This is a genomic window from Psychrobacillus sp. FSL K6-1267 (genome assembly GCF_038003265.1).
Taxonomy (GTDB): Bacteria; Bacillota; Bacilli; order Bacillales_A; family Planococcaceae; genus Psychrobacillus; species Psychrobacillus faecigallinarum.
On sequence record NZ_JBBOOR010000001.1, the window covers coordinates 3,324,490 to 3,339,313 of the forward strand.

The 14,824-nt window shown below is 36.4% G+C and carries 15 protein-coding genes, 1 riboswitch and 1 other annotated feature; of the genes, 6 read left to right on the plus strand and 9 right to left on the minus strand.

The annotated features are described in order from the left end of the window. Window position 1: 1 nt before the first annotated feature. On the minus strand, window positions 2-1,804 hold the full coding sequence (locus MHB55_RS17140; protein ID WP_191697923.1) for a M3 family oligoendopeptidase: 1,803 nt from the start codon (window positions 1,802-1,804) through the stop codon (window positions 2-4). A 158-nt stretch (window positions 1,805-1,962) separates the two neighbouring features. Between MHB55_RS17140 and MHB55_RS17145 the strand changes: the two genes are divergently transcribed. Beyond that, window positions 1,963-2,691 carry a tryptophan-rich sensory protein gene (locus MHB55_RS17145; protein ID WP_340863707.1) on the plus strand — a complete coding sequence of 243 codons (729 nt, stop codon included), beginning with the start codon at window positions 1,963-1,965 and terminating at the stop codon, window positions 2,689-2,691. A gap of 97 nt (window positions 2,692-2,788) precedes the next feature. On the opposite strand, the gene map is transcribed toward MHB55_RS17145, so the two are convergent. Beyond that, a complete protein-coding gene (gene map, locus MHB55_RS17150; RefSeq protein ID WP_144541373.1) occupies window positions 2,789-3,538 on the minus strand; it encodes a type I methionyl aminopeptidase in 750 nt (249 codons plus the stop codon). A 51-nt stretch (window positions 3,539-3,589) separates the two neighbouring features. After that, on the minus strand, window positions 3,590-4,168 hold the full coding sequence (gene thiT / locus MHB55_RS17155; RefSeq protein WP_144541371.1) for an energy-coupled thiamine transporter ThiT: 579 nt from the start codon (window positions 4,166-4,168) through the stop codon (window positions 3,590-3,592). Between the two features lie 63 nt (window positions 4,169-4,231). After that, a riboswitch (TPP riboswitch) is annotated at window positions 4,232-4,323 on the minus strand. 102 nt (window positions 4,324-4,425) lie between these two features. Between thiT and MHB55_RS17160 the strand changes: the two genes are divergently transcribed. Then, the gene (locus MHB55_RS17160) at window positions 4,426-5,490 is read left to right on the plus strand and encodes a M20 family metallopeptidase (protein ID WP_144541369.1); all 1,065 of its coding nucleotides are present in this window, start codon (window positions 4,426-4,428) and stop codon (window positions 5,488-5,490) included. 70 nt (window positions 5,491-5,560) lie between these two features. Then, window positions 5,561-5,899, plus strand: coding sequence for a DUF4870 domain-containing protein (locus MHB55_RS17165; protein ID WP_144541367.1), 339 nt, complete (start codon window positions 5,561-5,563; stop codon window positions 5,897-5,899). Window positions 5,900-6,224: 325 nt separating this feature from the next. Here the strand turns inward: MHB55_RS17165 and MHB55_RS17175 are convergent, their stop codons facing one another. The 6 genes from MHB55_RS17175 to MHB55_RS17200 all read right to left on the minus strand — a co-directional run bounded on the left by MHB55_RS17175 (window position 6,225) and on the right by MHB55_RS17200 (window position 11,147). After that, window positions 6,225-7,121, minus strand: a complete 897-nt coding sequence (locus MHB55_RS17175) for an SGNH/GDSL hydrolase family protein (protein WP_340863708.1) — start codon at window positions 7,119-7,121, stop codon at window positions 6,225-6,227. A 14-nt stretch (window positions 7,122-7,135) separates the two neighbouring features. Next, window positions 7,136-8,365, minus strand: coding sequence for an aminopeptidase (locus MHB55_RS17180; protein WP_340863709.1), 1,230 nt, complete (start codon window positions 8,363-8,365; stop codon window positions 7,136-7,138). Between the two features lie 3 nt (window positions 8,366-8,368). Then, window positions 8,369-9,520 carry a DEAD/DEAH box helicase gene (locus tag MHB55_RS17185; RefSeq protein WP_340863710.1) on the minus strand — a complete coding sequence of 384 codons (1,152 nt, stop codon included), beginning with the start codon at window positions 9,518-9,520 and terminating at the stop codon, window positions 8,369-8,371. A gap of 109 nt (window positions 9,521-9,629) precedes the next feature. After that, on the minus strand, window positions 9,630-9,791 hold the full coding sequence (locus tag MHB55_RS17190) for a Fur-regulated basic protein FbpA (protein WP_144541359.1): 162 nt from the start codon (window positions 9,789-9,791) through the stop codon (window positions 9,630-9,632). Window positions 9,792-9,848: 57 nt separating this feature from the next. Further along, on the minus strand, window positions 9,849-10,430 hold the full coding sequence (locus MHB55_RS17195; protein ID WP_144541356.1) for a VanZ family protein: 582 nt from the start codon (window positions 10,428-10,430) through the stop codon (window positions 9,849-9,851). Then, the gene (locus tag MHB55_RS17200) at window positions 10,431-11,147 is read right to left on the minus strand and encodes an AAA family ATPase (RefSeq protein ID WP_144541354.1); all 717 of its coding nucleotides are present in this window, start codon (window positions 11,145-11,147) and stop codon (window positions 10,431-10,433) included. Window positions 11,148-11,200: 53 nt separating this feature from the next. Here MHB55_RS17200 and MHB55_RS17205 point away from each other — a divergent pair, with 53 nt between their 5' ends. From MHB55_RS17205 to MHB55_RS17215, 3 genes are all read left to right on the plus strand, one after another. Next, window positions 11,201-11,809 carry a DUF3298 and DUF4163 domain-containing protein gene (locus MHB55_RS17205; protein ID WP_144541352.1) on the plus strand — a complete coding sequence of 203 codons (609 nt, stop codon included), beginning with the start codon at window positions 11,201-11,203 and terminating at the stop codon, window positions 11,807-11,809. A gap of 69 nt (window positions 11,810-11,878) precedes the next feature. Then, the gene (locus MHB55_RS17210) at window positions 11,879-12,670 is read left to right on the plus strand and encodes an HAD family hydrolase (protein WP_340863711.1); all 792 of its coding nucleotides are present in this window, start codon (window positions 11,879-11,881) and stop codon (window positions 12,668-12,670) included. Between the two features lie 622 nt (window positions 12,671-13,292). Further along, window positions 13,293-13,509, plus strand: a binding site (T-box leader). Window positions 13,510-13,550: 41 nt separating this feature from the next. Beyond that, window positions 13,551-14,579: a S66 family peptidase gene (locus MHB55_RS17215; protein WP_340863712.1), complete on the plus strand. Its 1,029-nt coding sequence runs from the start codon at window positions 13,551-13,553 to the stop codon at window positions 14,577-14,579. The last annotated feature ends 245 nt before the right edge of the window (window positions 14,580-14,824 follow it).

A 14,824-nucleotide genomic window follows, 5' to 3' on the forward strand; every position in this document is an offset into this window, starting at 1 on the left:
GTCACCCTTTAGCATTAGTTAATTGCAAGAATTCTTGGACGTCTTGTATACAAAGGTCAATACCCTTCTTCCAAAACGCTTCCTCTGTAATATCCTCTTGTAGATGTTTCATAGCTAAGTCTTCTACCGACATGACCGCTGTATCCTGTAATAACGCAATATACTTTTCTTCAAAACCTGTACCTTCCTCTTTTGCCTTTGCATAAATACTTAAAGAGAACAAGTAACCAAAAGTATACGGGAAATTATAGAAAGGAACATCGGTAATGTAGAAATGTAATTTAGAAGCCCAGAAATGTGGATGGACTGTGTCTAACGCATCTCCATAAGCCTCACGTTGAGCTTCTTCCATTAATTCATTTAAACGTGTAGCAGAAACAATTCCCTCTTTTCGTTCCTCATAAAATCTTGTTTCAAACAAGAAGCGAGCGTGAATATTCATGAAGAAAGCTACGCTGCGTTGAATTTTATCCTCCAGCAAAGCGATTTTCTCATCTGTCGATTTTGATTCACGAACAGCGGCATCAGCTACAATCATTTCAGCAAAGGTCGAAGCAGTTTCCGCAACACCCATTGCATATCTCGTATTCATCCAATGAACCGGTCTTAAAGCATATGAATGGAAGGCATGACCTAATTCATGTGCAAGTGTGGAAACATTCGACATAGTACCACTATAGGTCATGAAGATACGAGATTCTTGTGAAACTGGCATACCCGTACAAAACCCACCAGGGCGTTTATTCGGACGATCCTCTGCTTCAATCCACCCATTTTCAAAAGCATGACGAGAAAACTCTTCTAGCTTTGGTCCAAATTCTTTAAAATGCTTTAATATGAACTCAGCACCCTGTTGAAAATCCATTTTTTCGGTAGAGGCACTAACTGGTGCATCTAGATCATACCAATGCATCGCTTTTTCGCCTAGCATCGCCGATTTTCTATTTAAATATTCCACAAACGGAGCTTTATTTTTAGAGATTGCTCCCCACATTGCATCTAGTGTATCTTGTTTCATACGGTTAATAGATAGTGGTTCTTCTAAAACATTGTCCCAGCCCCGCTTTTTATAGGTCGCTAGGCGGAAGCCTGCTAAGTGATTAAGCGCTTTTGCTATAAAATCTTCTTTTTCTGTCCATGCAAGCTCCAATGCTTCAAACGATTCCTTACGGATTTCAGCTTTGTCACTGGAGCTCAAATTGTTTGCTTGTCCTACTGAAAGAGATTTTTCTTCTCCGTCAATAGTTATTTTAATACGAATGTCTCCTACAAGCATATCGTATAATTGGCCCCATGCATGATAACCGTCCACCTCAAGTGTAGTTATTAAATCTTCCTCTTTTTCAGAGAGCATTTTACTCGCATTCTCTCTCCATTCATTCAATACAAACTCGAATTGTGAAAGTTCATCTGTCTTTAAAAGTTCTTCCCAAACTGACCCTTCCGTTTTACTAAATACCTGTTGTATAGTATTCATTAAGGAAGACAACCTAGCATACAATGAACCAACTTCACCTTGTAATAATGTTGCTTTTTTATCTGTCGTATCTTGAGCTAGATAGCAGCCAATCACAGCACTAGCTTCCGACAAATTTACTGCTACATCCCTTAATTCTTCAATTGTTTGGCTAATTTGTTTCGCCTCTTGTACAGCGGTTGGAACTTCTAATTTTTTTATATTTACTTCAAAGTTACCTAATTTCACTTTTACTTCATCTAAATGTTGTTGTAAAGCTGACGAGCTACTGCCACCTAGAAAAAAACGATCTAGATCCCAGACTATTGGATAATTTTGTTTTAACATCAGAAAATTCCCCCTATTTTAAAAATTACCTTGAAATCTATTATACCATGTTTCACCATGTCAATTATTCGTTTTTTTGTCACATTATTTCTATAATTGAATTTGTGCGCTCTTTATTTGAAAGGTATACTTATTAAATATAGAAGGAGGGGGATCTATTGATCAAAATTATCCTTTTGATTTGTGGTTATATTGCAACGATTATTGTTAATATACTTGCAAATACTCTACCTATAAATGGTCAAACAACTGGTGAAATATCTTCTAGAATACCAGCACTTTTTACACCAGCAGGCTATGTATTTTCAATTTGGATCTTTATTTATATATTACTTGCATTCTGGATTTGGAATGTTATAAGAGAATATAGAAATCAACAGAAGATACCCCTACGTAGAGTATTATTATTTTTAGCAACATGTATATTCAATATCTCTTGGATTTTACTATGGCATTATGAAAAATTTAGCTTTGCCCTCATTACAATCATTGCCCTACTTTGGTTCTTATTCTTACTATATCTAACTTATTCCAACAATGAGACCAATTGGAAGAGTCGAGTGCCAATATCTATCTATTTGGGATGGATTTTTGTTGCGACGCTAGCAAATTTAGATTATGTGCTTACTTATTATGAATTTAGCGGTTTTGGCATTACAATCTCCTTATGGGTTGTCATTTTCTTAACATTGGCAACAGCTATCGCTCTACATTTTAGGTATCATTATGATGATCGTGCTATTGTATTAGTTTTTATATGGGCTTTTATCGGTATAGCAGTCCGTCATAATATAAATGAATTATTAATTTCAACAGCTTCCCTGTTTTTAAGCGCTGTCTTAGTAGCGGGAATTCTATTTATAAAGAAAACACCAACGAAAAATTAAATCGTTGGTGTTTTTTATATTGCCTACTGCCGCTAAATTAACAGAGGGACAAATTTTGTATTTAATAGAAAAGCCCTATTTAATGAAATTCACTCATTTATATTAATTTAGTTAATATAATCGGTTCGTCTTTTGTAACTATAATTGTATGTTCAATTTGTGCAACGAGAGATTTATCAGGAGTTACAAACGTCCATCCATCCCCTGACTCTACGATATGTTCAGCTTTTGCTGAGATGAAGGGCTCTACTGCTAGAACCATACCTTCTTTTAAAATTGTTGGATCCCAAGCATCATAATAATTTAAGACATGCTGGGGTGCTTCATGCAGGGACTTTCCGATACCATGACCTGTTAGGTTCATGATGACATGTAATCCATTATCCTTCGCTTCTCTTTCCACTGCTTTACCAATCTGGTTTAGACGAGAACCTGCTTTTACCTTCAGCATAGCACGATTAAATGCACTTTCCGCTACTTGACAAAGCTTTTCCTTGTCTTCGTACCCTTCGCCTACTACAAATGATATTCCAGTATCTGCGAAAAACCCTTCGTATGAACCGGATACATCAATATTTACAAGGTCACCCTCTTTAATCACACGGGAGCCTGGAATTCCATGAGCCACTTCTTCATTCACACTTATACAAGTATACCCCGGGAAATCATACTCTCCCATAGGTCCAGAAATAGCGCCTTTTTCTTTAAATAACTCGCCGCCTATTTCATCTAGCTCCTTGGTAGTTACACCCGGTTTAGTTGCAGCCTTCATTGCTTCTCGTACTTCAGCAACAATTTGGCCTATTTTTTTTAACATTTCTAACTCTTCATTTGTTTTTGCTATCATCTTTACAAGATCCCTTCTTCACTTAGATGTATGATTATCATATCATATATCTTATGAATTCGGCATTAATAGGCGTGGGGCTTTTACGAATAGAATCGCACAAATAAAAGCGGCAAACAAGAACACAGGAATCATATAAGTAGAATTATAAATTAAGGAATAAAGAATTACGTTTTCTCCCTCAGCAAATTCACCAAAAAATAGTATCCCTGATAAAACGTGTGCCAAGTAGCGCAAAAATGAGGCAATTAAGGCACCTATTACAATTGCTATCGCCATTTTTTTCTTGTTTTGATTTTCAAATGCTTTCATATATGCTGGTCTTAATAGACCTGCCAATCCCGCCACCATAAAAGCAATAAAATAATCGATTCCTACTTGAATAACTACTATTTCAAAGGATAATGGCGCCGGGTAAAAGCGCCCCGTAACTACCTGCAATAGTCCAATCAAAAATCCTGTCACAACACCTGCCACTATACCACGGCGAAATGCTATTAAAATAATGGGTACAAGCACAAAGGTAACACTTCCACCCTGTGGCATCCCAAATCCTATTAAATCCAATATATAACCTAATGCTGCGAATATAGCTATTTCTACTAACAATACGACACGCTGATTTCTCATTGTAATCCCCTTTTTTGACCACAAAAAAAACGCCGTCGGGACAGAGCCAGACATCGCGCGATTGTCAGTATCCATCCACATCCCTACGCAAGCATGAACTTACAGGTTCTAAGGGTACTATCTCAGCCGCTATAGCGACGCCCCTTGTGGTTTAGAATTTATTTGATTTGAGTTCATTGTAGCCGATACATGTTTATATTGCAACCCCTAAAGGTATTATAGTAGTAATAATAAATCTATTATTAGGAGTGTTTTGGTTGATAAATTTACTTATGGATTTAATCAAAATAAAGAGTAATGATTTGAACGGAGCTAACGAGGCACTGCTCTACTGTAAGGACTGGCTAGAAAAGAGAAACATATCAACAAAAACCTATGAATTAAACACTAAGCTAATGCTTGTAGCTGAAATAGGAGCCGGTGAGGAAACTATCGTATGGAATGGCCATATTGATGTCGTTCCAGGAAATCCCGAGCAATTTGAACCAAAAATTATTGATGATAGACTATATGGGCGTGGTTCTGCAGATATGAAGGCAGGCGTTGCTGCAATGATGCAGGCTTTTTATATACTCTCACAAGATGAACATAAGCTTACTAAAAAAGTCCAACTACATATAGTTACTGATGAAGAAACAGGAGGAAAAACCTCCAAACACTTAGTTGAACAAGGTCATTGTGGAGACTTCGTTATTTGTGGTGAACCAACTCATGTTAATATCGGTCTTCAGGCTAAAGGAATTTTACAATGGGATATCCATTTAAAAGGGAAAGCCGCGCACGGAAGCCGTCCTTGGGAAGGAGATAATGCGATTGAAAAAGCAATATTATTCGATAAGGAACTAAGAAATTGCTCTTTTATGGAGGCAAGCAATGAATATTATGATTATCCTTCCTTAAACTTGGCAAAAATAGAAGCAGGAGATCGCTATAATATGGTACCTGATAAATGTGTTATTAGTTACTCCTTAAGATTTGTTCCTGGACAAGACGCTGAGAAAATCACAAAGGAACTAAGAGATCTTTTAGAAAAATATCCTGGTAGTGAAATACACTTCCAAGGACACACCCCAGCAATCACCAATAAAGAAGATGACAAGTATATACAAAAGCTTTTAGCAGTTTGTAATTCGATTAGACAGACACCTACTGTTCTATTTGGACAGCATGGTGCGGCCGACACGCGTTATTATGCAGCTAAGGGTGCAGTAGCTATCGAATTTGGACCAAGCGGTTCTGACTGGCACGGTGATCAGGAATACGTTTCTATATCTTCAGTAGAGGAATATAAGGACATTCTCGTTAGATTTGTATTAGAATAACTAGATATAAGCTATAGATGGATGCTTTCCGTAGGGAGAGCGATAAGTAATAATAATGAGGAGACTATGAATGGATACCAATAAAATTTTGAGTGCATCAACATATTTTTCTATTTTGTTTGCCCCTTTCATTCTCCCGATTATCGTTTACTTCCTTACATCGGAAAAAGAGGTAAAGTACCACGCTAAGCGTTCATTAATTTCTCATATCATCCCTACTATTTTCTTTGTGTTCTTAATGCTGGCTATATTCGCAAACTTTTTACCTTTAGGCTTTACTGGAGATTCTGCTTCCATGTGGACTAGTATGACTACTGCTCTTATTTTTATGGGTTTATATACAGTGATCAATCTAGTTTTACTTATATGGAACATCGTACAAGGAGTCAAAGTGTTACGGCATGTTTAATAGCTCCTCAAATGGGAATAAGATATTATAGAACAACAAGGAGCGATTGATTATGAAAGTAGGAAAACTAGTAAAAGCAGCTATTAAATGGGCACCTGTTGTGTACCCTATTGTTCGTAAAGCAATGAAATCCAAAAAAACTGTAAAACGCTAATTGAACTAAGTTAGAAACTTATTAAAGTTAATATGGGCTCTTCATAGCCTCTCCAAGGTACCACTATTATTTAGAAGGACAAGACTTATTAGTCACCTCCAATAAAAAAAAGCAGGAGAAATCAAATGATTTCTCCTGCTTTTTTTGAATTATTACTTTCTCCAAAATTCTCTATAAAAGAATCCTCTGAAAAACTTTGGATATTAAATTTACATTCGTCAACGATAGGTAGCCAGTGGACACTGTTGCTTTAGCTTGAGAATTTCCACTTGCATTTGTACGTTGACTTTCTATAAGTTCCTCGAATGTTAAGGGATTTGGCTTTGGCATCTCAGGTTCATATACGAGCATACGTGAATTGTACTTTGTAAAGAACGAATTTGCCATTTGCCGGTAACCTTCCATGGTAGGGTGTACATCAGCAACATTTGGTATTAAAGTACTCTCTTTTCCTTTGAAAGACTCTTCAACCGAAATATAGGTTGCTCCATTTTTCTCTGCAACTGTTTGAAGAATAGCATGCAGCTGATATAACTCTTTGCCAATTCCCACCTTTTGTGAATCATGCACATGAGGATATGCAAAATAGTAACCCATTACATATATATTAGCTTTCGGAGCTGCTGCTTGGACTTTTTCCAGAACTGCCTCCATGTTTTTTCTCACATTATTAAGTGCAAAATTAGCAGAGACCTGTTTATAAGAGACCATTCCACTTGAAGGATTAACCTGTACTAGTCTTAATAGATCATTAGCTCCTGCGGATATCGTAACTAGTGTTGCATTAGCCAAAAGCTCCTGTGCTTCCTTTGTTTGAACAGTCCTTAAGACATTAGCAGTTGTATATCCGGGAAAAGCTAGGGCTTTGGAATAAAACCCAAGCAGATTTGCTCTATTTAATTCCTGAGAGATTAAATCTGTATAGCCAGCATCAATTGCCTGATTTGGTGTTTGGCCAGCTGCTAAAGAATCACCTAAAGGAATGTACACCTCTTTCCCCTTAGCTTCAACTGTGTAAGTATTAGATATTATAAAAAGGGCGATGAATATGCCTATCAACCTTTTCAACAATCATCAGCTCCTTAAAATGCCCAAGCACCTTTAATGAAGATGGGTTCTTTTGTTCCATCAGCTAATTCACCTGTTATATCCATATTTCCACTTCCAATCATGAAGTCCTCATGAACAATAGAAGTATTGATACCCATATTTTCCAACTCTTCTGTAGTAAGGCCACGAGCTCCTTCTACACAAGTTGGGTATGCTTCTCCAATAGCAAAATGATTGGAGGCATTCTCATCAAATAAAGTGTTAAAAAACAATACATTCGATGCGGAGATAGGCGATTCATGCGGAACTAATGCAATTTCGCCTAAATATTTTGCGCCATCATCTGTTTGAATTAGCTCTTGTAGGAGTTTCTCGCCTGTTGCTGCTTGAACTTGAACAATTTCTCCATCTTTAAACGTCAATTTGAAGCCATCAATAACATTTCCTTGATAGACAAAAGGCTTAGTGTTACTTACATATCCATTCACACCTGTTTTTAGCGGCGCAGTGTATACTTCCTCTGTAGGCATATTAGCGATAAATGGCACGGACTGAGCATTTTTACTAGCTCCTGATTGCCAAATATGTTCCTTTGGTAACTCTACTTCAATATCCGTTCCATCTGCCGTATAATGCAGTTTTTTATAGCGCTTTTCGTTCAATAATCCAGCTCGTGACTCTAAATTATTAATATGTTCCTGCCATTGTTGGACCGCAGTTCCTTTTCCAATGCGTACTACATTAAATATAAGCTCCCATAATGCATCCATTTGTTCTGACTCTGGGAGTTTAGGGAAAACCTTCGCAGCCCATTTTTTAGATGGCATTGCTACGATTGACCAGGTAATCACATCATTCATCACTGCTTTACGGTAATTTTCTAAAGCCTTACCAGAAGCCTTTTGATAGTTAGAAATACGATCAATTGACACACCCTCTAAAAGATCGGGATTATCGGCGTCAATCCATAATAAAGCACCTTTACTTTCAATCAATTCATCTCTTTGAGCAACAACCCATTTTGGCACTTCGTGAAATGCTTCATCGGGGGCCATATCGTAAAATAATCGAGCATTTACTTCATCCGTATAGTTTACTTCTACTCTTTTTGCCCCTGCTTCATAGGCTTTTTTAACAATAAGTCTTGTAAAATCGATTGTATCTGTTGTTGTATTAATGAGTAGAGGCTGCCCCTTTTGAATATTTAGACCTACCTTAACAACTAACTCAGCATATTCCTCTAGATTTTTTTGAAAATCCATACATTATTTCCCCTTTTTATCGATTGTTTTAGATGATCCCTCTATTAATTCACCGCGATACCATATTTTTTGGACTGGCTTGCTTGGAAGCTCTTTTGTCCATTTTTTATAAGTTTTTTCGTCGTTATATGTTAAAAGAGTTAATACCTCTCCATCCTTACCTGCTCGTCCAGTACGCCCTGAACGATGTAAGTATTGTTCAATTGAATGTGGTACATCTACATGAATAACATGAGTAAGTCCCGATATATCTAATCCTCTGGCTGCAACATCTGTAGCGATTAGAATGCTCACTTTTCCATTTTTAAAGTCGTCCAATGCTTTTTTTCTCTCTTCTTTTTTCATTTCAGAATGAAGAGATGCAATTGGAGCATCTCGATAAGATAGCTTATAATCCTTCATCAGTAATTGATCTAGACTGTTAACGAATGCTAATCCTCTCATCCCCTTAAAATGCGAAAGCCTTCTTAATAGCTCTGTCTTGTCTCTAGTCTCTGTTTTTACAAAGCTATGAATGACTTCACCTTTTGCTGGTACTTCCTCCGCTGACACATGAATTCTTATTGGTTCCTTCATCATTCGTTCTGCTACTAGCTCAATTTCCTCTGTTATTGTTGCCGATGTCACGACAAGCTGTCTCTCAACTGTTGCATCTATTAATCCTTTAACAGTAGTCCGATGCTCTCTACTAAGTAGCTGATCACCTTCATCTAACACAATCGTCTTAATCTCATGCATTTTAAGCTTTTTCACCTTTACAAGCTCCTGCAATCTACCAGGTGTTCCTACTACTATATTCGGCTTTTTCTTCAAGCCTTCAATTTGTCGGTTAATATTCGCGCCACCGATTAGCTGAGCAACTGAGACACCAGTACCTGAAGCCCACTCTCTCAATACCTCGACAATTTGCATTCCTAATTCTTGAGAAGGTACCATTATTAATGCCTGTGTTTGCTTTTTTGAAGAATCTACCAATTGTAGTAAAGGAAGCACATAAGCCAGTGTTTTCCCTGTTCCCGTTGGTGATTCTGCTACTATATCTGAACCGTCAAGCATATGCGGAATAAGTTGTGTTTGGATAGGCATCTCAAAGGCAAATTCTGCTTCTGCCCATTTTTTCTGTAATGTTTCATTTAAATTTTGTATAGCTGTCAAGTTTTTCTCCACCTCATCTGTGTTTGACTCAAGTGTACCACATTTCTATTATCGACCATTAGCCATATAAATAGATAAATGCAATTAAAAAAGTGCCTTATACTAGGCACTAATTTGTTTGTTTCTCTTCATTTATATATTGCTTCATTAATTCGTAAAAATTCAATTCATATAATTGTTTTCCATCAATTTTAAAAACACCTTTGTTTACAAGGTCTTCAATTATATTGTCTCTTCTTTGTTCTGTTTGTGTATCTTTTTGTATCATCATTCTTAGTTGTCTCCTTGCTTTTTTCTCTCCGAATAATATTTACCCCGGACGAGAAATTTATAAACTCGTTGCATGATTTTTCTTGAACACCTTACAGAAAACAGGAAATTTCCTTCTAACCAATAAATAAATCAAATAACCTACTAACGCTCCAGAGCTATTTAACCAAAGATCATCCACGTCACTGCTCCTATTTTGCGGAATTTGAACGATTTCTATAAATAGCGAGATAAGAAATCCCATAATTACAGGAAAGGGGAAAATCTCCATACGTTTGAAGACAAGAGGAAAGAGAAAACCAATAGGTATAAATAGAGCAATATTGCCAAGGAAGTTAATATAAAAAGGCTCCCAATACCCTAAATATATGATAGCGTTCCACGTTTCCTCTAAAACTCGAAACAATTCCAAATTGATACTGTTTACATAAGCCTGTTCCTCTCCATACTTTGGTATGATTGTTTGAGAAAACAAGCCAACTAATACTGCAATGAGAAATAATACACCTAACTCATATAAACCTTCCCTTAAATGAAAGCCTCGCCTCTTCCAACGAATAAGCCTCCAGATAATTAGGACAGGTAAAAAAATAGCAATAGTATAAAGCATTTCATCTATATAATTCATAATTACAGGCATCTAATCACCTTCCAATAACTCCTTTAAAAATTTCTCCCGGTGATCTAGAAAATATTTAGTCGTTTGATAGTGAGCGGTTTGCTCATATTCCACTTCTTCAATTTCTCCGTTATCGAAGCTGAGAATCGTTGCATCTGGAAATCCTAATATAATCGGAGAATGAGTAGCAATAATAAATTGGCAGTCCTCTTCTTGTATTAAGTCATGCATAATTCTTAAAAAAGCCAGCTGTCTCTGTGGTGAAAGTGCAGCTTCCGGCTCGTCTAACAAATAAATTGCTCTACCGTTAAAACGGTGTAAAAACAACGATAAAAAGGATTCGCCATGCGATTGCTCATGAAGAGACTTCCCACCATAAAAGTTAATACTTTCACTTTCTTCAACATGAGAAGCAAATTGGTAAAATGTCTCTGCTCGCAAGAAGAACCCATTTGTCACCTTCGGCATCCATGATAGCTTCACATATTTACCTAGTGAGCTTTCTGCAGCATCAACCTCATAATAATTATTTCTTCCTCCACCCGCTGTGTTAAATTCACATTGGTCAGCAATTGCTTCCAATAAAGTGGATTTCCCAGTTCCATTTTCACCTACAAAGAAGGTGACGCTATTTGTAAGCTCAAGTTCCCTAAAGTTCCGGATTGTCGGTATAGTGAATGGATATTCTCCTTCTAAAATACTCTCATCGCTTCTAATCATTATTTTTTTTAAAAACATACGAAACTCCCTTCATTCATATAATAAGTATTATGCTTGAAAGGTTGTGAACAGTGGATTTTCCAGTTTGCGTTACAAACAAATACATCTCCCATTCAAAACCTAACATTTCTGTCAATTATCCTCATATTACTAACTTACCTCATTCATCTGCAGAAAAAAAGATTAATGGAGACATAGTTTCTCTATTAAATAATATTCTAATCGAACAAGGCTTCTATAATGAATATTTAGTGGAAATGGTAGGCACCTACGAAATTAAGACGAACGAGCGAAATATTTTAAGCTTAAGCCTCACCGTGTATTCCTTTACTGGAGGAGCTCATGGATTGACGATTACTAAATCATTAACCTTTGATACTACCACTGGTAAGCAATACGCATTAAAGGATTTGTTTAAACCCAATAGTAATTATGTGGAGAGATTATCTCAAATCATTTCGAAGAAAATAGAAGCATGGGATGTTCCTCTTCTGGAAGATTTCACTGCTATCCGACCAGACCAAGATTATTATCTAGCGGATCATACTATTGTCATTTACTTTCAGCTCTACGAAATAACACCCTATGTATATGGCTTCCCTTACTTTCCCATTGCCATTAAATCAATCGAGGATATAATTCGCTCAGAAGGCCCTCTCAATACATTATTAACATTTTAATCAACCCTAGTGACATACCTCCCTTCACTAAGGTAAAGTAATAAGTAAGTTAGTGGAGGGGGTACATAGATGAAGACAAAGGCTATATTTTTTGATTTGGACGACACACTACTATGGGACAAAAAGAGCGTAGCAACGGCTTTTCAGAAAACATGTGATTATGCCGCTACTAAGGTAGCAGTGAATACTGTAGAGCTAGAAAAAGCCGTTCGTGAATCGGCAAGCCAGTTATACGATTCATACGAAACACGTCCCTTCACACAGATGATTGGCATTAATCCTTTCGAAGGATTATGGGGAATATTTGATGATCCAGGAGAAGACTTTCAAAAGATGAAGGCACTGATTGCTGACTATCAAAAGCAGTCCTGGACAAACGGTTTAGATAAGCTCGGCGTGGAAGATGCTGCACTCGGAGAAGAACTGGCAATATATTTTCCCCGTATGCGCAAGGAAAGCCCATTTGTATATGAAGAAACATTTGAAGTGCTAGACTTATTAAAGGATAACTATACATTGCTTCTAATGACAAACGGCTCTCCAAGCCTACAAAACACCAAGCTTGAAATTACACCAGAGATGGCACCCTATTTCGACCATATTCTAATTTCTGGCGGCTTCGGAAAGGGAAAGCCTGACCCTTCCATTTTTGAACATGCACTTGAGCTCGTTCGTGTAGAAAAGGACGAAGTATTAATGGTTGGCGACAATTTAATGACCGATATCCTCGGAGCATCCCGTGTAGGAATCAAATCCGTCTGGATCAATCGTGAAAACAAGCCTGTCTCAGAAGAAGTACAGCCAACCTACACTATTGAAAGCTTGCATGAATTAATCGGTATTTTAGAAAAAATAAAATAATGCTCTCTTTCTATAAGTCTTTTATCGCTAAAAAATTATAAAATTTGAAAAGGCAAGAATGCTGATTTAACAGTATTCTTGCCTTTTCACTACTCGTTTTACTTGCAATGAAGCATCGACAGCAAAGTAGTGGAATAATCGCTAATTAATGTCCCTCTTTTTGTCCAGTTACAACATTCTTTAAAACAAAATTATTATTAAAGACAGGCTGTTTTTATTTTCCATTTAAGTGTAAGTATTAAATAAAGTTTGATATTTTAAATCAAGACGGGTTACTTTGTTTATTTGCTGTTTTTTAGGGTTAAAAGGATATCTTTTAATCAAACTTTATTTTAAAGCTACGACAGAAAAGTGTTATCTCCTTCATTGTGTGATATTCATTGCTGTCCAGTTACATTAAAGTCTGTTACTGACATTTATAAAGAAATTTTAAAATCACCTCTCTAGTTTAACTTAGAGGTAATTTTTTTTTGATACTTATGTTAAAATAGCTAGAAATTGTGAAGGGTTACACTTAAACTAACGGTGCAGGAGCAGGTTAGTTGCCAAAGATAAATATTCCAATAAGAACTTATTGACTAAAATATGGATAAATTGTAAAATGGGAAAAATATAAACTAAGGAAAACACAATGATTGGGAGTATTAAGGATTATTTATTGATTAGAGAGCTGTCGGTTGGTGAAAGGCAGTCAATAAATTCCCCAACTCGCCCAGGAGTGGTAAGACTGATATTTAAGTCTTAACGGCTAACCTCGTAATAGGTTTTTGAGTGGATTTGTTTTAATTAAACAAATCAAAAAGAGTGGTACCACGTAGGTATAGCCTATCGTCTCTTATGGGATGATGGGCTTTTTTATATTTATAAGGAGGGATGATAAGTGATAATAAAATATCCAGAAGCTTTACAAAAAGGCGATAAAATTGCTGTGACAGCAATTTCGAGTGGTGTAGAGAAACCATTACATATATTATTAGAGAAAGCAAAAAGTAACATTGAATCTCTAGGGTATAAAGTAGAACTAGCAAAAACGGTATGGAATGATGAGAAATCAAGAAGTGCAACAAAAGAAATAAGAGCAGAAGAATTTATGGAGCTATTAGCGGATCCGGCAATTAAAGCGATTATTCCACCATGGGGAGGACAATTTTCTTTAGAAATTCTTCCGTTGTTAGATTGGGAGAAAATCAAAAAAAATACTCCTAAGTGGATATTAGGTTATTCGGATATAAGTACGATTAACTTTGTTTATACCACCATAACAGGTAATGCATCAGCACATGGCATAAATTTTGTGGAGATGTCCGCACCAACATTAGATGAAACGAGCAGTAGTTGGCATAAGGTACTGACAGCGAATCATGGAGATATCATAAATCAAAAATCATCTTTTGAATTTCAATCCTCATGGGAGAAGGTATTTATGAATCCAGCAACAGGTTTTTATTTTGATACCAAAACGGAATGGAAAAGTATAAATACACATGAACATTTTTCTGGAAGATTGTTAGGAGGCGTTATTAATACAATACAAAATCTTCATGGAACACCATTCGATCAAGTGGAAGAATACTTAGATACGTATACAAAGGATCAAGGCACTATCTGGTATCTTGAAAGCGTAGGAATGAGTGCGGCTGAAATCTATCGTGCTTTGTGGCAGATGAAAATAAATGGTTGGTTTAAAAATACTAACGGAGTGTTAATTGGCAGATCAAGTGGATATGCTCCAACAAAAGATTATGAACTAGAAGATGTTTTGATGGACATTTTTTATCATGATAATATTCCGTTTATTTATGATGTTGATATTGGACATTTGCCACCACAAAATACATTAGTTAATGGTGCGCTCGCAAATGTATCATACAAAAATGGTATCGGAAAAATAACTATGCACTTTAAGTAGACTTTTTATAACTATCAATGCTAAGCGCATCAATATAGAAGATTTCTTTAGTTTCATCAAGAAGCAGCATTCTTGTAATAAATGAAATGAGTTTTGGATACCGGCAAAGTTTGTGAATAAATGTATCTAATCATTAGGGTGCTTTAGTTAAAGATCGATCAAGGGTTGCTTAATGCAACTCTTTTTTCTTATTGAACTAACCGGGCAGGTCAGTTGAACAAGCATAGGTGTAATAACTAATTAAA